At 42.2% G+C, this 19,732-nt stretch carries 23 protein-coding genes and 1 pseudogene; 16 read left to right on the forward strand and 8 right to left on the reverse strand.

Features of this window, described 5'->3' with window-relative positions; genetic code table 11:
- Positions 1–22: 22 nt before the first annotated feature.
- Positions 23–253: a hypothetical protein gene (locus tag BHE18_RS11970; RefSeq protein WP_071618783.1), complete on the forward strand. Its 231-nt coding sequence runs from the start codon at positions 23–25 to the stop codon at positions 251–253.
- Between the two features lie 97 nt (positions 254–350).
- Here the strand turns inward: BHE18_RS11970 and BHE18_RS23235 are convergent, their stop codons facing one another.
- Complete coding sequence (locus BHE18_RS23235) at positions 351–497, reverse strand: hypothetical protein (RefSeq protein ID WP_171910702.1); 147 nt, start codon at positions 495–497, stop codon at positions 351–353.
- A gap of 136 nt (positions 498–633) precedes the next feature.
- Between BHE18_RS23235 and BHE18_RS11975 the strand changes: the two genes are divergently transcribed.
- The 4 genes from BHE18_RS11975 (at position 634) to BHE18_RS11990 (ending at position 5,211) form a co-directional block, all read left to right on the forward strand.
- The gene (locus tag BHE18_RS11975) at positions 634–1,419 is read left to right on the forward strand and encodes a nucleotidyltransferase domain-containing protein (RefSeq protein WP_071618784.1); all 786 of its coding nucleotides are present in this window, start codon (positions 634–636) and stop codon (positions 1,417–1,419) included.
- Positions 1,420–1,497: 78 nt separating this feature from the next.
- Positions 1,498–3,015 (forward strand): spore germination protein, encoded by a 1,518-nt coding sequence (locus tag BHE18_RS11980; protein ID WP_071618785.1) that lies wholly within the window; start codon positions 1,498–1,500, stop codon positions 3,013–3,015.
- Positions 2,999–4,108 (forward strand): GerAB/ArcD/ProY family transporter, encoded by a 1,110-nt coding sequence (locus BHE18_RS11985; RefSeq protein ID WP_071618786.1) that lies wholly within the window; start codon positions 2,999–3,001, stop codon positions 4,106–4,108. The genes BHE18_RS11980 and BHE18_RS11985 overlap by 17 nt, the downstream gene beginning before the upstream one ends.
- On the forward strand, positions 4,105–5,211 hold the full coding sequence (locus BHE18_RS11990; protein ID WP_071618787.1) for a Ger(x)C family spore germination protein: 1,107 nt from the start codon (positions 4,105–4,107) through the stop codon (positions 5,209–5,211). The genes BHE18_RS11985 and BHE18_RS11990 overlap by 4 nt, the downstream gene beginning before the upstream one ends.
- Before the next feature lie 27 nt (positions 5,212–5,238).
- On the opposite strand, the gene BHE18_RS11995 is transcribed toward BHE18_RS11990, so the two are convergent.
- Genes BHE18_RS11995 through BHE18_RS12005 form a run of 3 tightly spaced genes read right to left on the reverse strand, consistent with a single transcriptional unit; the run spans position 5,239 to position 6,497 of the window.
- Positions 5,239–5,553, reverse strand: coding sequence for a DMT family transporter (locus tag BHE18_RS11995; protein WP_071618788.1), 315 nt, complete (start codon positions 5,551–5,553; stop codon positions 5,239–5,241).
- A complete protein-coding gene (locus tag BHE18_RS12000) occupies positions 5,541–5,897 on the reverse strand; it encodes a DMT family transporter (RefSeq protein WP_071618789.1) in 357 nt (118 codons plus the stop codon). Before BHE18_RS12000 ends, BHE18_RS11995 begins: the two co-directional genes overlap by 13 nt.
- A 3-nt stretch (positions 5,898–5,900) precedes the next feature.
- Complete coding sequence (locus BHE18_RS12005; protein ID WP_071618790.1) at positions 5,901–6,497, reverse strand: TetR/AcrR family transcriptional regulator; 597 nt, start codon at positions 6,495–6,497, stop codon at positions 5,901–5,903.
- 148 nt (positions 6,498–6,645) lie between these two features.
- Here BHE18_RS12005 and BHE18_RS12010 point away from each other — a divergent pair, with 148 nt between their 5' ends.
- From BHE18_RS12010 to BHE18_RS12035, 6 genes and pseudogenes are all read left to right on the forward strand, one after another.
- The gene (locus BHE18_RS12010) at positions 6,646–6,975 is read left to right on the forward strand and encodes a hypothetical protein (RefSeq protein ID WP_071618791.1); all 330 of its coding nucleotides are present in this window, start codon (positions 6,646–6,648) and stop codon (positions 6,973–6,975) included.
- A 79-nt stretch (positions 6,976–7,054) separates the two neighbouring features.
- Positions 7,055–7,426 (forward strand): aminoacyl-tRNA hydrolase, encoded by a 372-nt coding sequence (locus BHE18_RS12015; protein WP_071618792.1) that lies wholly within the window; start codon positions 7,055–7,057, stop codon positions 7,424–7,426.
- Positions 7,427–7,448: 22 nt separating this feature from the next.
- Positions 7,449–7,793 carry a VOC family protein gene (locus BHE18_RS12020; RefSeq protein WP_071618793.1) on the forward strand — a complete coding sequence of 115 codons (345 nt, stop codon included), beginning with the start codon at positions 7,449–7,451 and terminating at the stop codon, positions 7,791–7,793.
- Positions 7,794–7,884: 91 nt separating this feature from the next.
- A complete protein-coding gene (locus BHE18_RS12025) occupies positions 7,885–8,100 on the forward strand; it encodes a hypothetical protein (protein ID WP_071618794.1) in 216 nt (71 codons plus the stop codon).
- A gap of 291 nt (positions 8,101–8,391) precedes the next feature.
- Positions 8,392–8,678 (forward strand): annotated as a pseudogene (locus BHE18_RS12030) (hypothetical protein).
- A gap of 297 nt (positions 8,679–8,975) precedes the next feature.
- Positions 8,976–9,437 (forward strand): NUDIX hydrolase, encoded by a 462-nt coding sequence (locus BHE18_RS12035; RefSeq protein WP_071618795.1) that lies wholly within the window; start codon positions 8,976–8,978, stop codon positions 9,435–9,437.
- 365 nt (positions 9,438–9,802) lie between these two features.
- Here the strand turns inward: BHE18_RS12035 and BHE18_RS12040 are convergent, their stop codons facing one another.
- Positions 9,803–10,003 (reverse strand): hypothetical protein, encoded by a 201-nt coding sequence (locus tag BHE18_RS12040; RefSeq protein WP_071618796.1) that lies wholly within the window; start codon positions 10,001–10,003, stop codon positions 9,803–9,805.
- Between the two features lie 177 nt (positions 10,004–10,180).
- Here BHE18_RS12040 and BHE18_RS12045 point away from each other — a divergent pair, with 177 nt between their 5' ends.
- Positions 10,181–10,762, forward strand: coding sequence for a histidine phosphatase family protein (locus tag BHE18_RS12045; protein WP_071618797.1), 582 nt, complete (start codon positions 10,181–10,183; stop codon positions 10,760–10,762).
- Between the two features lie 21 nt (positions 10,763–10,783).
- Positions 10,784–11,170 (forward strand): thiol-disulfide oxidoreductase DCC family protein, encoded by a 387-nt coding sequence (locus BHE18_RS12050; protein ID WP_071618798.1) that lies wholly within the window; start codon positions 10,784–10,786, stop codon positions 11,168–11,170.
- Positions 11,171–11,887: 717 nt separating this feature from the next.
- Here BHE18_RS12050 and BHE18_RS12055 read toward each other — a convergent pair.
- On the reverse strand, positions 11,888–12,286 hold the full coding sequence (locus BHE18_RS12055) for a secondary thiamine-phosphate synthase enzyme YjbQ (protein ID WP_071618799.1): 399 nt from the start codon (positions 12,284–12,286) through the stop codon (positions 11,888–11,890).
- Positions 12,287–12,310: 24 nt separating this feature from the next.
- Positions 12,311–13,036, reverse strand: coding sequence for a LamB/YcsF family protein (locus tag BHE18_RS12060; protein ID WP_071618800.1), 726 nt, complete (start codon positions 13,034–13,036; stop codon positions 12,311–12,313).
- A 653-nt stretch (positions 13,037–13,689) separates the two neighbouring features.
- On the opposite strand from BHE18_RS12060, the gene BHE18_RS12065 reads away from it, so the two are divergent.
- Together BHE18_RS12065 and BHE18_RS12070 are read left to right on the forward strand one after the other, a co-directional pair.
- Entirely contained in the window at positions 13,690–14,370 is a 681-nt protein-coding gene (locus BHE18_RS12065; RefSeq protein WP_071618801.1) for a response regulator transcription factor, read from the forward strand.
- Positions 14,367–15,785: a HAMP domain-containing sensor histidine kinase gene (locus BHE18_RS12070; RefSeq protein WP_071618802.1), complete on the forward strand. Its 1,419-nt coding sequence runs from the start codon at positions 14,367–14,369 to the stop codon at positions 15,783–15,785. Before BHE18_RS12065 ends, BHE18_RS12070 begins: the two co-directional genes overlap by 4 nt.
- A gap of 14 nt (positions 15,786–15,799) precedes the next feature.
- On the opposite strand, the gene BHE18_RS12075 is transcribed toward BHE18_RS12070, so the two are convergent.
- Positions 15,800–16,309 (reverse strand): spore coat protein, encoded by a 510-nt coding sequence (locus BHE18_RS12075; protein WP_071618803.1) that lies wholly within the window; start codon positions 16,307–16,309, stop codon positions 15,800–15,802.
- A 569-nt stretch (positions 16,310–16,878) separates the two neighbouring features.
- Here BHE18_RS12075 and BHE18_RS12080 point away from each other — a divergent pair.
- Positions 16,879–19,728 carry a 2-oxoglutarate dehydrogenase E1 component gene (locus BHE18_RS12080; RefSeq protein ID WP_071618804.1) on the forward strand — a complete coding sequence of 950 codons (2,850 nt, stop codon included), beginning with the start codon at positions 16,879–16,881 and terminating at the stop codon, positions 19,726–19,728.
- The last annotated feature ends 4 nt before the right edge of the window (positions 19,729–19,732 follow it).

Here is a 19,732-nt window from a genome sequence, read left to right on the forward strand (position 1 = left end):
CAACAGAGGGGTGACTTGAGTTTTGCGGAGCTATTTTAAGAAGTTTTTTATCTTTGCAGGAGTTTTTGTCGGGACGAGCATTGTATTGAGCATCATCACAGGGTTGATACTTACCTATTTCTATGAAGAAGGCGGCTTTACAGGTCATCCAATGATAAGTACTTTGATCAATGTGATTGCAGCCGGTACAGCTGTTTTGGCTGCTTATCGACCATTTAATAAAAAGGTGAAAGATGCCGGCACTATGAAATAATTTTCTTAGAAAATACTCAAGACAAAGAGCAAGAGACCGGATTAACCCGGTCTCTTGCTCTTTTGTTAAGTATACAGATGTTGAATTATATGTCTGATTACTTATTGTTTTCGTTTTGCTGCTGCTGTTGTTGCTGTTGTTGTTGCTGTTGAGCAGCTTTACGAGCTTGTTGAGCTGCATTTTGCTCTTGAGCGAATTCAGCTTCATTTTTTTGTTGTTGTGGTTTTTGGTTGTTGTTTGTCATGTTTATCACCTCCGTCCATCTTAAGATGTCCGAATATATATGAATTATTCTATAAAATTATTTTTGCCGCCATATTTCATCCACATGTTGGATAAATTACTATCAATTGTTACAAGTGAGAGGATGTGATGTGCACATGGACCATATAGTGAGCAGTCTTTTAGAGTTGGAAGATCAATACGGCATAAAAATTATTTATGCAGTGGAGGCGGGGAGCAGAGCATGGGGGTATGAATCAGAAGCGAGTGATTACGACGTAAGGTTCATCTATGTAAATCGGGTGCAGCATTATCTGTCCCTTCAAAATAAAAGAGATGTAATAGAAAAGGCGCTGCCTCAGGTGGAATTGGCCGGCTGGGATATAAAAAAAGCTCTGACTCTCCTTCACAAATCGAATCCTTCCATCCTGGAATGGTTAACCGAGGAAAACATTTATATCGAGCATGATACCGTCAACAAAATCAGGCGGCTGGCAGATAAAAGTTTTTCACCATATAAAGTGCTGCATCATTATGTAAGAATGGCAAAGAAAAATATCATTCACCTTGAAAACAAGCCTTTCCATCATGTAAAGGACTATATCCATATCATCAGGCCGTTCCTGTCATGTCTATGGGTGTCAAAATTGCAAGCCTTCCCTCCCAACAGAATCTCTGCCACTTTGAAACGGACTGATCTCAGTGAAACTGTGAGAGAGGATATTGAATGCATCCTTAACTTGAAAACTCAGAGGTCGGTCCTGATAGACAAAAAGCGTTTCATTTCCTTAATCGAAACGATGGAGTTTGATCTTAAACGGCTGGAAAATATGATAACGGAAAGTTTTGGGGATCATACAGGAAACATAGAAGAATTCAATGAATTATTTCTTGAGATTCTGAAAGATATATGGAATGGATATGGAGTGCGTTTAACTGATTAACGTCTATTTGGCTGAAGTGCATAACTGATACCTTCATGGAGACAATATTTAGAAACAAGCCCAATTGAAGGTGTTATGATGAGTGGTTTTGAAAAGAAAAACAAGCGAAAAGTGAAACAGCTGATACCTTCTGAAGAAGGACAGACCATCACCCTGGATGAAAAGATAGATAAAATAAGATCAGGGCTATATTATACTGAAGATTTGAAGGTTAGAGAGCTAACTTTCAATGAGAAATCCATGTTTATTTTATTTGTGGATTCCGTCATTGATAATAAGAATTTGCAAACCTATGTCATTCAGCCAGTTAACGAGAAAAGAGAAGGGAAGCTTGAGAATGTAATCAGTGCCAATGCCATCATTTTAGCATCTGGCATTGAGGAAGCCTTGAGTGCAATGGTGGACGGGCACTGTCTGATTTTATCAGAGGGGTCTGAAGACATGCATTTGGTCTGCCTGCCTAAAGTGGACCAGGATACCAAGGAACCGATCAATGAAAAAGTCATCCGGGGTTCGCACCAGGGATTCCAGGAAAGCATTACAAAAAATATTCATTATATCAGGGAGAGGATATCTAATCCCCGGGTAACTGTTAAGTATGCAAACATAGGGGAGACGACAAATACAAAATATGCACTGGTATATATTTCAGAGCTGACAAATCCAGAATTACTGGCCACTATTGAAAACCGAATCAGTTATATCAATGCTGATTCCATACAATCACCGGGATTCTTCGAAGAATTCCTGGAGGATGACTCATTTTCCCCTTTTCCACAGTTTTTAAATACCGAAAGGCCTGACAGGGTGGCGGCTAACTTGATGGAAGGAAGGGTCGCCCTCGTGATGGAAGGGAGCCCTACTGTATTGATATTTCCGGTTACATTCTTCAGCTTTTTACAAACAACAGAAGATTACAATAACCGGTCGTTCATCAGTTCATTTTTTCGGATCGTCCGGTTATTCAGCTTCGTTCTTGCGCTCTGTCTTCCCGCTTTTTATATAGCAGTCATTTCGTTTAATTATGAAATCATTCCGGTTGAAATCATCTTCTCGATCAAAAGTTCTCTGGAATATGTTCCATTTCCGCCGCTCATCGAAGCCGCGATCATGCAGCTTACACTCGAATTGCTGAGGGAAGCGTCGATCAGGCTGCCGAATCCGATTGCGCAGACAATCGGTGTAGTCGGAGGTCTTGTCATCGGGACGGCAGTAGTGGAAGCGAACCTTGTCTCCAACACGATGGTCATAGTGGTGGCGATCACAGCGATTTCATCTTTCGTCATACCGTCGAATGAACTGAGCACCTCCCTGAGGATTTTAGGTTTTCCTCTTATGCTGATGGCCGCTATCTTTGGAATTTACGGAATCGTGATTGGTCTCATGCTCATCTTCATTCATTTGACAAAATTAAAGTCACTCGGCAACTACTACCTATATCCTATTGCACCTTTGGATGTCGGAAGATTGAAAGATACTCTAATCCGGTTACCTATCTGGATGATAAAGACGAGACCAAAAGATGTGAATGCACGATACAAATGGAGGGCATCGTCAGGCTCAAGGGGATGGAAAAAAGATGAAAAAACAGATTAAGCTTACTTCCTTTCAATTATCCATCTTTATCATTCAAACCCAGATTGGTGTAGGCATCCTCGGGCTTCCATTTAATGTATTCTCTGTTTCCAAAGGGGACGCGTGGATTTCGGTGCTTGTTTCAGGTGCTATTGTCCAAATGATGATAACCATCATTTGGCTATTAGGACGCAGATTTCCTTCGAAATCTCTTTTCGACTATTCAAGAGTCTTGCTCGGTAAATTCGCAGCGACAATTATCACGTTCGGATACCTCATCTACGGCGTACTTGTCGTCATCATCATTTTGATGTATTCGACTGCGATAATAAAATCCTGGTCGCTCATTCTCACACCCGCCTGGGCCGTAATGTTAATGCTCATTATCCCCGGGTTTTATCTGGGCAAAGAAAAGGTAATGGAAATCAGCAACGTCTATGTAGTCTTGACTTTCCTGATTGTCCTGCTGGTCATCGTGTCGATCGTCGTCCTGTTCATTTACCCAGTTGATTGGCGTTATTTGTTCCCTATGGGTGCATCCGGAGGATTGACCATACTGAAGGGGGCAAAGGAAGCTTATTTTTCCATGCTGGGATTTGAACTTTTGTTGATCCTGTATCCTTATTTTCAGCATAACGGAAGCACGGCGATTTATAAAGCTGCCACTGCGGCAAATCTGTCCGTGACACTTGTATATACGTTCTTGACAATCGTCAGCACGGTCACTTTCAGTCCTGATGAATTAAAAATTGTGCCTCAGCCCGTTCTTTATTATGTTAAATCCCTCTACCTGCAAGTGGTGGAGAGGGTCGATCTTCTTTTTGCATCATTCTGGGTCGTGAACGTCATTACCTCTTTGACCAGTTACTTATTTCTTTGTACCGAATGCTGCAGTCATTTGTTCAAGAAGTTCAAGAAGCTTAAAAGAGGGTACTGCACTGTGTTTTGGGGGCTGACTTCCTATTGTATCGCACTGATACCGGGGAAATTATCGGAGATGGACATAGTGAATAAGTGGGTTCTTATTTTATCTTATTTATTTGTTATTGTTATCCCCGTTTTCCTATTGGCTGTTTCGTTTATCTTCAAGAAAAAGGAGAGTGAGGGAGCTTGAAAAAGAAGCTGAAGGCGGCAATGAGTTTACTTTTACTTCATGTATGTCTGACAGGCTGTTGGGATCAAAGGCTGCTGAAGGATTCAAGGCTTGTCTATTCATCGGCATTTGATCTGGAAGATGAAAACAAAATATTAACGACAGCGATAATAAGAGACTTTCAGGGAGAGTTCCCCACCAACGTGGAATTGCAGGCAGTCGGCAATACACTCAGGGAAACCAGGATGAAAATGGACCGTAAAATCAATGGGAGTTTCGAGCCTTCAAAGAACAGGGTCTTTGTACTCGGGGAGGATTTAGCGAAAAAAGACATTTATCAGTTCCTGGATGTGTTTTACAGGGATCCCACCAGCTCCATTTCATCTAAGATTTCCATTGCGAGAGGAAATGGGGGAGAGCTTCTTTCGACTTTGGGACAAAAGAATACCCTTATTTCGGAATACCTGGCGGAGCAGATCAGCAGCGCGGAAAGCGCAACAGAGGCTGAAAAACACAATCTTCAAACAATATGCACGGTCATGTTTGACGAAGGAAAAGACTTCATGCTCCCCCTGCTGGCGCTCGAGAACAATGAAATACAGTTAGTGGGGAATGCACTTTTCCATAAGCATTCCATGACAGGGGAACTAAGTGTTGCCCAATCCACGTTATTCCTTGCACTAGCCAATAAAAAAGCGAAACTGGCAAGATTCACTTCGAAAATGGATACAAAGAATAAGTCTTCGCTGGATGACTACATTTCCTATAGTCTGATAAAACCCAAGTCAAAAATGAAGATTATTTCTGACTCCCCTTATGACATAAAAGTTGAAATCAGCATGAAAACCGGCATTGCAATTGTAGAATTTCCAGCTGATAAATTAACCGATAAGAAAAAAGTTAAAAAAATCAACCAAAAAATACAACATGATCTGCAGAAGCGTGCCGAAAACCTCATAGAAACGATCCAAACCGCCAATTCCGACCTTTTCGGAATCGGGAGGGAACTGATTGCATTCCACCCCAAGACATGGGAGAAACTCAACTGGGAAGAAGACTATCAGAAAATCACCATTACCCCGAAAATCGAAACAGAAATCATTGGGAATGGGATCATAAATTAAAGTGTCCAGAAGAATCTGGACACTTTTTTATGACACAGTTTTCAACCCGATAATGCTGATGATAATCAAACCGATGAAAAATAACCGGGAAGGATTTTTTTCTTCTTTAAAAAACAACATCCCGATTAGAACCGCTCCTGCAGAACCAATCCCTGTCCAAATGCCATACCCTGTAGAAACAGGTAGGTGAAGAAGTGACAGGGACAATAAATAAAAACTCAGTGCACCTGCAGAAAAACTCACGATGGACGGCACCAATTTTTTATAACCATCCGAGAGCTTCATAAAAGTAACCATGATCACTTCACATAAACCGGCTGCAATCAAAATCATCCAGGCCATTCTTCAACCTCCTTGTCATCCGATTCTTCTTTATCACTCATTTTTAGTCCGATAACACCGAAAATAAGAGAGGAGATAAATACAATTTTCATCACATTGATATCCTCCTGTAGAAAGGTCATTCCAACGATCGCCGTTCCAGCAGCTCCTATTCCGGTAAAGACAGCATAAGCAGTGCCAATCGGCAGCAGTCTCATCGAATTAGAGAAAAAATAAAAACTGACAAGGATCAGACCGCCTGTAATGACACTGGGCAGGGGTTTTGTGAAACCTTCTGATAAATAGAGTCCAGTGGCCCAGCCGATTTCGAGCAGGCCTCCTATGATGACATAAATCCAACCCATGGATCATTCTCCTTCCCCTTTGAAAATACCCAGATTGTACACTTTCCATACCGCATCCATTCGCTGCCGGAAAACTTGTTCATTATAATAGTGATGTTCAAGGAATATACCATCTACCAAACAGAAGAAAGAAGCAGTAAATTCATCCCCATCCACATCCCGGAGAATATCTGCGGCCCGGGCATCATTATAAATCCCAGATAATATCTCTGTGACCACATTCTCAAATTCAAAAAACTTTTCCTCGATCATTTCTTTGAACTGCTGGGGCGGAAAAAAGGTGACCCTCTTCCAAAGTAACGCTTCCTCGGTTGTCATCAATCGTTTGCAATAAAGATCAAACAGCATCCTGAGGTTCGTTTTCGGCTCATCTATTTTCATTTGCTTCCGAAGATGTTGATATTCCGTTGTTTCAGATAGCAGCAGATCATCCAATACAGCACAAAAAATATCCTCTTTATGATCAAAATGATTATAAATGGAAGGCTTTTTAATTCCAACCGCAAGGGCGATTTCATGAAGTGAAGTATCTTCGTAGCCTTTTTCGCTGAATAAGCGCAACGCAGCTTTCTTGATTCCAATTTTATTGCTCTGATTCAAAACAATAACCTCCAGTAAACTAACTACCGTTCGTTAGTCTGAAGTGTAACTTCTTTACGGGGTCAATGCAACAGAAGAGATCTGTCATTTTTCCTGATTGAAGTTCATATAATGGCTCTGTTGATTTTAACAGAAAGGCCGGGAGTTCATGAAGAAAGTACATGTGAAATTTGTTGTGTTAGGAATGCTGTTGGTAAGTCTGCTGCTGTTGATAAAAGTCCTCAATGACTTCGAAGGGAAGAAATGGATGACGATAGAAGAAAAATATTATCCCGGTAACAACCCCGGGGTCCTGACAGGAATCAGTTCAGGGAAAGCTTTGAAAAGAACCCAAAAGAAATGTGCAATAGAATTCAAAAACGCCGACCGCAGCGAAATTTATCCGGTAGATTGTGACAGATACACTGATTTCCGGATCGGGGAGAAAGTAAAGGTGACGGTCAGTAAGGATTCCATTGTGAAAATCAGGAGAAAATGATATGGCTTTAGATTTCCCATCTTTTGAGAAAAACGCTACTATAAATATAATGATCATTTTGTCAAAGGAGGGAGTATGAATGACCAATAAACAACGAGACCTTGTGCAATACTTTGTAGTGAATAAAGACGTGAATATGTCAAGGGGGAAAACAGCTGCACAAGTTGCTCATGCTGCAACCTTAAGTACCCTGGAGCTGGTTTCTGCCAAATCTTCATTCATGGATCGCCAGCCGGATTTCGTTGAGTGGCTGCAAACCGGAATGAAAAAAATCATCTTAAAAGGCAGTCAAGCTGAACTGGAGAAACTTGAGAAGGCTGGATTCTTCAGCATCCGTGACAGCGGCTTGACGGAGATTCAAAAAGGGTCGCTTACCGTCACAGCATTGCCGCCAATGGATAAATGGGAAGCCAAAGGAATTGTAGGGCACCTCACATTATTGAAGAATTAAACATAATCAAGGAGGAGTACATATGTTTTCTCGAATAGATACCATACATATTTCAGTCAAAGACCTGGCCCGGGCCCGGGAATGGTATAAGTCGGTACTTGAGCTCGAGGAGATTTTCCACCCCGGGCACTATATTGTGTTCAAAGTGGGTTCCGGTGAAACAACGCTCACCATCCAGGAGGGGGAAGTTCATTCTTCATCTACGCGGACCATTTTGTTCTCCGATGCCCTGGAGGAAACCAGACTGAAGCTGATCGACCGGCAAGTGAAAGCAGGGGGAATTCAGGCAGATGATGGTGTGACGTATTTTGAATTTATTGACCTTGACGGCAACCGATTTGAAGTATGTCACTTTCTATCCGTCTAAATACCTGTTATGATTAAGTCCCATAACGATTGTTAATAAGTTGATTTATTGGATGAATTTTCAATATATTACTTAGGGGAGGTGAAATAGTATGGATCAAGGCATGGGAATGGAAGGAATCGGGGTATTCTTTGGACTTTTTAGTATTTTGTATATAGGAATCGCACTATTTATTACGGTATTGACGATTGTGTTCATCTTCAAAGCCATGAGTTTCATGAAACATAAAACTGAAAACGACCGCAGGCTGCTGCAGGCTCTTGAAAGAATGGATCAAACTCAAAAGCTGGACAATACAGATTATTAATGGTGGGCCGCGAAACTTGCTAACCCAGTGAAGATTTTACTTCGGGTTTTCTTCAGAGGTGCTAACAAGTATATATCAAAGAAAAACACACTGTATTTCACCTTGAAATCCACAGTGTGTTTTTTATTGGTATCACAGTTGTCCTATGCGTAATGGTTGATAAAACTTATGAGGAATCACATCCTGATTGATGCGGGATGGAACAATTATTGCAAGGTATGGAATATCAGTAAGATTTGATGATGTCACCAGTATTTTTACAAGAAAAGTAAAACATAAGGAGGAATCGTTATGTGGGTAATTTTAGGGGGCATTGCAATAGTAGTAACTTTTATAAATCTTTTTTTATGTATTTAACAGGAAAGGATTATAAGCTTGCTATGGCGATGGGATTATCATTTACAGCCTTAACACTTTGTGCAGAATACAGTCTTGTATCGGAGTGGGTAGGAGCGGAAGATTGGGCAGCTTTAGATGATGTAGTACCTGGTATGGAAAGGGCATTATGGGTGTTGACGATTATTTCCATCTTACTAAATATAGCACCTGTACTTTTAGAACAAAGAAGTAAGAAATAATGGCATATTGTCACGTCAAATATATAATATGTAAATAATGTGAAAGTCTTTATGTATAACTAACGGGGTGTTAGTTGAACGCAGCGTTTAAAAATGAGGCTGAGATAAAAAAGAAGTTTTAGACAATGAAGAACCGGACTAAATGCATTTGAAGAGGGAGGATTAGTTCGAACTTTAAATTTGTGAAATGGTGAATTATAGAATGAAATTACATGAAATATTGGAAGTTTGTACCTCAGAGACAACCCCGATAAGATTAGCCTTATTGGTTATTATTTTTTGGAAAGGGAGAAAATGATGGGATACATAGAGGATTTAAGAAAGCTGATTGGAACCAGGCCGGTAATTCTGCCAGGGGCGGTGGTGATCATTCTGAATGTCCATAACCAGGTACTCCTGCAGCAAAGGCGATTCCCTAACGGTAAATGGGGATTGCCGGGGGGATTGATGGAACTGGCAGAATCCACTGAAGAAACAGCGCGAAGAGAAGTAAAGGAAGAAACAAACCTCCAAATGGGGGAACTGCACTTACTAAACGTTTATTCCGGCAAAGACCAATATATTAAAGCTGAAAACGGAGATGAATTCTACGTCGTTGCCACCGCCTATTTCACAAACGAATTTCACGGGCATATGAAAGCAGAGAAATCAGAATCCATTTCTTTGAAATTTTTCCCGCTTGATGACCTGCCGCCAAACATGGTCCGGAGCCATGAAGAAATGGTACAGGAATATAAGGATAAACATTATATTTCATAGAACAGAAGCCTTCTCAAAAAAGAAGTCTGGTAGTAATTCAACAGTTTTCTTCAGTTTTCTTAAAAAAATTAAAATACACCCCCAAAAATGATCATGCTTCAACGAATAGTGTAATAACAAAGATCATTTTAACAACCGGGAGGTATTTTAAGTATGAATATCGACGAAATACTGGAAGATACCGCAGAACTTGCACAAGAGGATATCCATTCACCAATCTATACATTCGATATTGACCGTCTGTTGGAACAAACAGACAATCTTTGATGAGAGAAATATTTTAATAAACTTTAATAAAAAAAGGAAAGTCCCAAACATTGGACTTTCCTTTTTTGCTGTCACGTCAGGGCTTTGACTCTGGAAGCTTAATCATGACGTTTATGTTTATTTACCAGTTCTTTCATCATATTGATGATCGTTGCCCTTTCTTCCTGATTGAAATGCTGCACCCATTTGTTGATCAGGAGATTCTCGTCGCTTGAAAGGTCCCTTTGCAGGGCATCAGTGAAAATTTCTTTGATTTCAGATCCTTTTTTATGATCATGGGTTCCGACTTCTGGTCTCATAGATTGACTGCCTCCTTGTTTTTTATTTGTTTTCCCTAAAAATGGTTAACAAAACATCTTCCTTTAGAGATGTACGGTTTCATGATCCGATGCCCGTTGATTTTTTATCATCCATTACCGTAGTGGTTATGATAAAATCAGTGAAATAGGTATTTTGATAGAAAGGAAGAGGAAGACATGACTAGTATTTGCATCGTGCGCCACGGGCAGACAGATTGGAATTTACATGGAAGACTGCAGGGGCAGACGGATATCCCCCTTAATGAAACCGGCAGAAAGCAGGCTGAAGAATGCAGGGAGTTCCTTAAAGGTATGGAGTGGGATGGGGTCATTACGACTTCCCTTAAGAGAGCGAAAGAAACCGCTGAAATCATCAATAAAGACCTGAACCTGCCCATGATTGAAATGGATGAGTTCAAGGAACGATATTTTGGCGACGGTGAAGGACTGACACGGGAAGTGAGGATTGAGAAGTATCCGGACTTTATCTTTCCCGGTATGGAGTCCAGGGAGGAACTTGATAGAAGGATCGAAGCAGGCTTGCAGGCTGTCAGTACAGAGTTCCCTGACAAAAAAATCTTACTTGTTTCACACGGGGCCGTGATCCATGCCATCATCAAAAAGTTTCATATGGAAGGCAGTCAGCTTGAGGAATTCAAGTTGTTCAATGGCTGCTTGACTAATATAAGTCTCAAAAAGAATATGTGGAATGTGGAAGATTATAATGTAACGGAACATTTAATGGAATGTGAGAAATAATAAGTCAGGGGTGATGAGACAATGGCAGTCATTTTATTCGATGGTGTCTGTAATCTATGCAGCAGCTCTGTTCAATTCATCATCCAAAGAGATCCCGAAAAGGTGTTTAAGTTCGCTTCGCTGCAAAGTGAAACCGGAAAAAGGTATCAGGAGCTGTTCAAAATCCCGGCGTCCACCGACAGCATAGTGTTGATCATGGATGATAAAGTGTATATGGAGTCAACGGCTGCACTCCTGACAGCATCACGATTAAATCGGCCTTGGAAATGGTTCCGCATTTTTCTGGTTATTCCTAAACCAATCAGGGATAAAGTTTATAAGTGGATAGCAGCAAACCGGTACAAGTGGTTTGGCCGAAAGGAATCCTGTATGATCCCGAGTAAGGAAAGCCGGGACAGGTTTATATGATAACGGAAAAGCCCCCGTTCTTTTAAATAAGGGGGATCTGTTTTAAAGTGAAAATATTCGCCTCAAACCCAAGAAGCAATTTGGCAGGAAAATCAGAATAGGAAAATGCTTGGAGACAGATACTCCAAGAATTTTTTTACAAAGGTATGCACTGGTTAGCAATCTTCATAAAATAGTCTGTCAAAATAAGGGGATAAATTCCTCTTATTAAGGAATTAGCAAGAAATATGGAGTAAATAGGGGGAAACATTCCCCCTATTTACTCCAATAGCATGAATTAGGACCCTTTTACCTTGCCTTAACGGAAAAAACTACTCTTATATCCCCCGAACCTAGTACGATTCTGCAGGACAACGGAAAAATTTCCCCTTATTTAAACAATCAGATGTTATTTACAATAAAGGATGAAAAAATGTCTGCTTCATCCGCCTCTCAAAAAAACAACACCCGCCACCTGCCAATTAATATTCATTTGCAGCACACTAATTGGTATAACAATTAGCATCCGAATTTCTACTGACAAAAATTTAGGACCCTATGTTGAAAAGATTCGAAATTGAGGACCGATTTACCGTTTATTTTTGTTCCCCCATTTATTTCAACAAAAAGAAGCAGTCTTATTCAGTTGTGAATAGGACTGCTGATTTGGTGTGTTAATTCAATTAGTGTATTCGAAATCCGAACCCGATATTTCTTACCGGGGTCTTTAATTAGTAGTCAGGATCCCAAAATTTGAACGGCCATTTTCCGATGCCGGGGGCCGTCAAATTCACAGAAATAAATCCCTTGCCATGTTCCCAGCAATAACCTGCCATCTTTAATAAGGACTGTCTGTGAATGACCTGTCGTGCTCGTTTTCAAATGCGCTGCCGTATTGCCTTCACCATGAAGGTCCTTTGTATGATTCCAGGGATAAACCTCATCCAGGCGCCTCATAAAATCAGTCTTTACATCGGGGTCGGCATTCTCGTTTACCGTGATGCCCGCAGTCGTATGAAGGGATTGGATGATGACTGCTCCGTTTATTATACCGGATTTATTCACAAACTCCTGAACACGGTCAGTCACTTCTATCATTTCATCCCGCTTTCTGGTTTCCAGTTCCATTATTTTCATTTGTCAATCTCCTTCCTTGAGCATTCAGCTCAATTTTTCCTTTAGTCTTCTGGCCAGGCTGACGCCTTCTCTGTTATCCCCGTGAAGGCAGATTGTATCTGCCTCTATTGAAATGACTTCACCGCCTGCCGTGACTACTTCCTGTCTTTCGACCATCCTCATCACTTGTTCTTCCACCTTATCTGCGTCATGAAGGACGGAATTAGGAAGCGACCTCGGGGTGAGTGTGCCGTCTGACTGATAGGTGCGGTCCGCGAATACTTCATGTGCGACCGTAAGCCCCGCCTTATTCCCAGCTTTCGTCAGTTCGCTTCCAGAGAGGCCGAATAATACAAGGGAATCATCGATATCACGGACAGCCTCCGCAATGGAGCGGGACAGTTCAGCGTCCCTTGCAGCCATATTATATAAAGCACCATGGGGTTTCACATGCGTAAGCGTCCCGCCCTTTGCCTTTACGATTGCCTGCAATGCGCCTACTTGATATAAAATAAGGGAATACGCTTCCTGAGGAGTGATGGTCATATTCCTGCGCCCGAAACCCTGCAGGTCCGGAAGGCCGGGGTGCGCCCCGATCTTAAGGCCATGCGAGAGCGCCTGCTCCACCGTTTTCATCATCACGAGCGGGTCACCTGCGTGAAAGCCGCATGCTATATTGACAGAGTCCACATACTTCATCATCTCTTCATCCTGCCCGATTGTATAAGCCCCATAGCTTTCACCCAAATCACAATTCAAATCGATCTTCATCCCAAGCATCCTTTCTTATACGATTTTTATAGAAAATATAATTGTTTATTATCTTATCATAAGTATGTATAGTAAAAAGAAAAAGCTTGATCCTAGGAAGGACTAAGCTTTATTTTGACCTTTTCGTAAAAGGTTTTTATTTTTCCTTCTTTGGCCGGCTGATTATCGTTTATGACTTTTGTACGGAGAATAAAATAAATGATTTCCTCAAGCATGGCTAATAGTATTAATAAGGATACAACTAACGAAATCCAGAAAGTCACCGACATCATTCCTTTCTTAACAGGATAATACAGTATATGGGTATATGTACCACTTAATGAAAACAGTTAAACACGGGTTGCATCGTATTCATTTCATCATCACTTTTTACTATCATGAGATTAAGTGGATAATAAATTTATTATGTAAACCTCCTAATTTAGAGTAATTTTATCATCTTCTCATCAGATTTTAATTTTAAGAGAGCATGATGAACTTAGAGCAAAAAAGGGAGGTAATGATATGATGATGTTCATACGCTTCATACCCATCCTGTTTTTCAGCATAACGGCTTTGACATTGTTTACGTTTCAGGGAATTGAGATTTTCCATGCATTTAATGATTTTTTTTCAAAGAAATAAACGGATCAGTGATTATAGCAGGTGAGTGAATGAAAAGAGTCTTATTAATCGAAGATGAAAAAAACCTATCACGTTTCATAGAACTTGAGCTTAAATATGAAGGATATGAAATCGGTCTTGCGTTTACAGGCAGGGACGGGCTGGACTTGGCATTGAACGAAGAGTGGGATGTGATCCTGCTGGACCTGATGCTTCCCGGTCTGAATGGATTGGAGGTATGTCGAAGGATCCGGCAGAGCAAGGAGACGCCGATCCTGATGATCACAGCGAGGGACAGCGTGATGGACAGAGTGTCCGGCCTCGACAGCGGAGCAGATGATTATATCGTGAAGCCTTTTGCAATCGAAGAGCTTCTCGCGAGGCTCCGCGCCGTTTTCCGGAGGACCCAGATCGATGCCCCGCAGCCGCCGGTAACCTCATATGTCCACAACAACCTGACTGTGTATAAGGAATCAAGGCAGGTATTCAAAGAAGGCAAAGAAATAGAAGTGACTAAGAGGGAATACGATTTATTGCTTGCCTTCCTGGAAAATAAGAATATTGTTCTGACGAGGGAAGTCTTGTTGAATAAAGTATGGGGATACGATACGGAAGTCGAAACCAATGTCGTGGACGTCTATGTCAGATATTTACGGAATAAACTTGATTCGCCGGAAGAAGAAAGCATCATCCAGACGGTCCGCGGCACCGGATATGTGATGAGGTCATGAACAAGTTAAAGAGGTGGATCAAACCGACTTCCCTGAAGATCAAATGGGCTTTGGCATCGGGATCCGCCATATTTCTCGCTTTCTTTCTATTCAGCTTCTTTCAATATCATGCCATTAACAAATGGATGCTTGATGAAGAGGAGAATAACTTCAGCAGGGTCCTTGATGAAATCACTGTCTTCTTCAAACAGCGTGGGGACAATGTGACACTGCAGGATATTTATGACAGCAGAGACCTCATGAAGCAAATTGCAGAAAAAGATCAAACAATCAGGATATTGAACCGTAATGGGAAGCAGGCCCTGGAGATCAGAGGGGAAAATGAGCCTGCTTTTTATATTCCTTTTCAGCCTGTCAGGGATAAAGAAGTCAAGTTGATCGAATCTGATGATAAAAAGATCCTTATCGGCCATTCGCCGATTCGTTCAAATCAATTCAATGGATACGTAGAAATCATCCAGCCGCTGAATCGTTATGAAAGTATCATGAAGAATCTCTTCTGGATGATGTCCTTCACCGGCGTCGCAGCATTATTATTAAGTGCCCTGCTCGGCTACTTAATGGCACGGAATTTCATCAGGCCGCTGAATAAATTATCAGAAGCGATGCGCTCCATTGAACGAAATGGGTTTCAAAGAAGAGTGGAAGCGACGAACGCTCATGATGAAATCAGTGAGCTTTCTCAGATCTTCAATAAGATGATGATCGAAATTGAGAGGTCATTCAGGCAGCAGCAGCAGTTTGTGGAAGATGCTTCCCATGAATTAAGGACCCCCATCCAGGTCCTGGAGGGACATCTCGCCTTACTGAACAGGTGGGGCAAAAAGGACCCCTCGATCCTGGAGGAATCATTACAGGTTTCCCTTGAGGAGCTTGACAGAGTCAAACGCCTCGTCGGAGAACTGCTTGAGTTATCAAAGGCCGACCGTGAACTGGCGGATTATGAAAACGCCAAAGTGAATATAAAAGAGGTTTCACGCAAAATCATCCGTGATTTTGCATTCCTTCACGAGGACTATGATTTTGCACTCGAGGATGATCTCAAGGATACTGCAGATGCTTTTATGTTAAAAAGGCATCTGGAACAGATACTGGTCATCTTATTGGATAATGCGGTGAAGTATTCCGAAACACGAACCCGTGTAGAGGTTCGGATGTACGAACAGGACAGACAGCTCGTACTTGAAGTAAAGGATGAAGGAATCGGAATACCGGAAGAAGACCTGCAAAAGGTGTTTGACCGCTTTTACCGGGTAGATAAAGCGAGGAGCAGGGAAAAAGGCGGTTACGGGCTGGGTCTGGCGATTGCCTCCAAATTGATCTATAACTATGGCGGCACGATCGAAGCAGCGGGGAATGATCCAGCCGGAACGATTATCCGTGTTTCATTAAAGAGGGCATCAGAGCACAAATAAGATAAATAGACGTCTCAGTATTTTTCTGAGACGTCTATTTCTGTGTACTGCATATCGATGCTTCTCGGGATTTTTAATTCAAGCACCCCATCCTTATACTGCGCCACCGCCCCTTTTTTCTTGACCAGTGAAGGAAGTGTCAGTACCTGCCGGTCACCGTGCTCGGGTATATTCTCAATGATTGCCTGGTTGGAAGTGTGATAAATCTTCATCTGTCTCATCCACTCTTCATTAGGGATCTTCATCCGGATGTAAACATCTTCAAAGGTTTCAAAAATATTGACGGGTATTTGATTATGCTGGGAAGGGGCTGCTTGATCACGTTGTGCAGATTCGTTGTCCATCGGATGAATGAAAGGCTGATGGCCTTTCATAGCTTCATTTGGGTTCATCATGCTGCTCCAGCCGCCGGGAAACATATTTTTCATCATATTCTGTACATACGAGTCAATTTCTTTAGGATTCATATTATTCATTTGTTCCTTCATGTCTTTATTGAACGGGAACAGGCTCCATGGAAACATAAGCATCACCTTTCTTTTGCGCACAAGGTCTTACTTAGACAGTTCATTATAAACAGTATTGGTTGATATATCGTATGCAGAAATGGGCGAAGAGTTCAGGTGAAGAAAGATTAAGATTCAGTTTTGCGGGAATGGAATATTGAACCTTGCACTATAGAATTCTTTACAATCAATAAAAAAGACTGAATTTGATAAAAAGTATTTGGTTTTTTTTAGTAAGAGTAGTAAGATGGTTTATGAAAAAAGTTACCGGAGTAACGTTTTATAATAGAGTGAATAAGAAAGCGCTTAATAAAATGTTATTTCAGAATAGTCGTTTTTATATGAAATTTTTCACAAATCATTATGGGAATATAAGTAAATGAGCAGGAGATGAAGTCGAACACAAAATTTTAAGAAATTTGACATAAAGACTTTAACTTACTACTGCACAGTGATAAAATATCTCTGTAAGCGTTTTAGTGCTTAAATAATATTATTCTTGCATAACAATTTTGTTTGAAGTTGAAATGGAAGGATACACGATATCCAAATTATACTAACTGGCAAATAGTTGGAGGTTTTTCAAAATGAAAAAGCAATCGACAAACCAAGGCGAGCCATGGCATTCCTTTTACGGGCCAAACCTGGGCTACGTGATGGAGGTCTATGAACAATTTCTTGAAGATCCATCGGAAGTAGACCCTGAACTAAGGGAGTTATTTGAACAATGGGGGCCTCCTACTGCTGAAGATGCTGCAGTGATGGCAAGTGCTCAGAAAGCAGACACTTCTTTCACCCTGCCTGCACAGCCTACTGCGCTCAGCAAAATGGTCGCAGCCGTCAAGCTTGCAGATAATATCCGTACATATGGTCATTTGGCTGCAGACATCAACCCGCTCAATGACCGCAATAAAGATACAAGGAGAATCGAACTGTCAGAGTTCGACTTGACCGAGGAAGACCTGAAGAATATCCCGGTTGATTTCCTTTGCCCTGATGCACCGTCCCACATCAAAGACGGCCTTCAGGCAGTGAATCACTTGAGAGAAGTCTATACAAAGAAACTGGCATTCGAATATGCGCATGTTCATGAGCTGCAAGAAAAGAACTGGCTCAGGGAAAAAATCGAGTCAGGGTCTTATTTTTCACCTCTGTCCAAAGAACAGAAGGTTTCCTTATTGAAACGCCTGGCAGAAGTAGATGGATTTGAAAAATATGTCCACCGCACATTCGTAGGACAAAAGCGCTTCTCGATCGAAGGGTTGGACACGATGGTGCCGCTGCTCGATGAGATGATCCGCTATTCCGTTGAATCGGGAGCAAAAACGGTGAATATCGGGATGGCACACCGAGGAAGGCTGAACGTCCTTGCCCACGTGATCGGAAAGCCGTACGAAATGATCTTTGCAGAATTCCAGCATGCACCAAGTAAAGACCTGATTCCATCAGAAGGCTCCATCGGCATTACGTTCGGATGGACAGGGGATGTAAAGTATCATTTGGGAGCAGACAGGGAGATTTCCCCGCAGGCGATGCCGACAGCGAGGGCGCGTGTCACATTGGCGAATAATCCGAGCCACTTGGAAGTAGTGAGCCCGATCGTTGCCGGTTATACACGTGCTGCACAGGAAAACCGTGAAGAAAACGGATATCCGGTTCAATCACCCGAATCATCCTATGCTGTCATGATTCATGGAGATGCAGCGTTCCCTGGACAGGGTGTGGTTGCCGAGACATTAAATATGAGCAGGCTCCGCGGCTATCATACTGGAGGATCCATCCATCTTATCGCAAATAATATGATTGGATTCACCACGGAAAGCCGTGATTCCCGTTCCACTAAATATGCATCTGACACGGCCAAGGGCTTTGAAGTGCCGATTGTGCACGTCAATGCAGACTATCCCGAAGCTTGTCTGGCAGCTGCCGTTTTAGCCTATGAATATCGCAAAACATTCGGCAAGGATTTCGTCATCGACCTCATCGGCTACCGCAGATTCGGTCACAACGAAATGGACGAACCGATGGTGACGAATCCTCAGATGTATTCCATCATCCAGAATCATCCGAATGTCAAAAAACTGTACGCCGAACAACTCATTTCTGAAGGGATCATCTCTCAGGAGGAAGTCGACAGAATGGACTCCGAAGTGGAAGAAGTGCTGAAAGCCGCCTACGATAAGGTCCCGGCGAAGGATGAAGATCCTGATACCGTCATGGCACCGCCGGAAGACGTGGCAAACGGTCTGCCTGAACTTAATACGTCCGTGGAATTCGATAAGCTGAAGCATATTAATGATGAGCTGCTTCAATGGCCGGAAGGTTTCAATGTGTTCAAGAAGCTTGGAAAGATCCTGCAAAGACGCAGCCAGGCATTCGAAGGCAAGGGGAAAATCGACTGGGCACATGCAGAGACACTCGCATTTGCATCCATCCTTAAAGACGGCACCCCGATTCGATTGACCGGCCAGGACTCTGAGCGCGGTACATTCGCGCAGCGCCACCTTGTCCTTCATGATGAAAAATCAGGGGATGAATACATCCCGCTGCACCATATCGCTGAAAGCAATGCATCGTTCGTTGTCCATAACAGCCCTTTGACTGAAACAGCGGTTGTCGGGTATGAGTACGGATATAATGTTTTTGCGCCTGAGACCCTCGTTCTTTGGGAAGCTCAATTCGGTGATTTCTCTAATATGGCACAAGTCATGTTCGACCAGTTCATTTCAGCAGGCCGCGCCAAGTGGGGTCAGAAAACAGGTCTTGTCATGCTCCTTCCACACGGATATGAAGGACAGGGTCCTGAGCACTCAAGCGCCCGTCTTGAAAGATTCCTTCAATTGGGCGGAGAGTATAACTGGACAGTCGCCAACTGCTCGACTTCAGGACAGTATTTCCACGTCCTGAGACGCCAGGCAGCGATCCTTCAAAAGGAAGAAGTCAGGCCTCTTGTCATCATGACGCCTAAGAGCCTGCTTCGAAATCAATTCGCATCCGTAACTGCGGAAGAGCTTGCCGAGGGAGAATTCCATTCTGTACTCGAACAAAAAGGATTGGGAGAAAACCGTGAAGCTGTAGAGCGGATTGTAATCGGAAGCGGTAAGATCGCAATCGACCTTGAAGAAAAGCTGCAGGGCATGGATGAAACGGATTGGCTCCATATACTGAGACTTGAAGAAATTTATCCGTTCCCTAAAAATGATATGGAAGAAATCCTGGGAAGATATCCAAACCTGAAAGAATTGGTCTGGATCCAGGAAGAACCAAAGAATATGGGAGCATGGACATTTGTTGAACCAAGACTGCGTGACTTGGCAGCAGAAAGCGTTGACGTTCAATATGTAGGACGCAGAAGACGTTCAAGTCCTTCTGAAGGGGAACCTACTGTACACAAAAAAGAACAAGCACGTATCATTAACGAAGCGTTAACTCGATAAGAAA

The sequence above is a fragment of the Rossellomorea aquimaris genome, assembly GCF_001877785.1.
Classification (GTDB): Bacteria; Bacillota; Bacilli; order Bacillales; family Bacillaceae_B; genus Rossellomorea; species Rossellomorea aquimaris_A.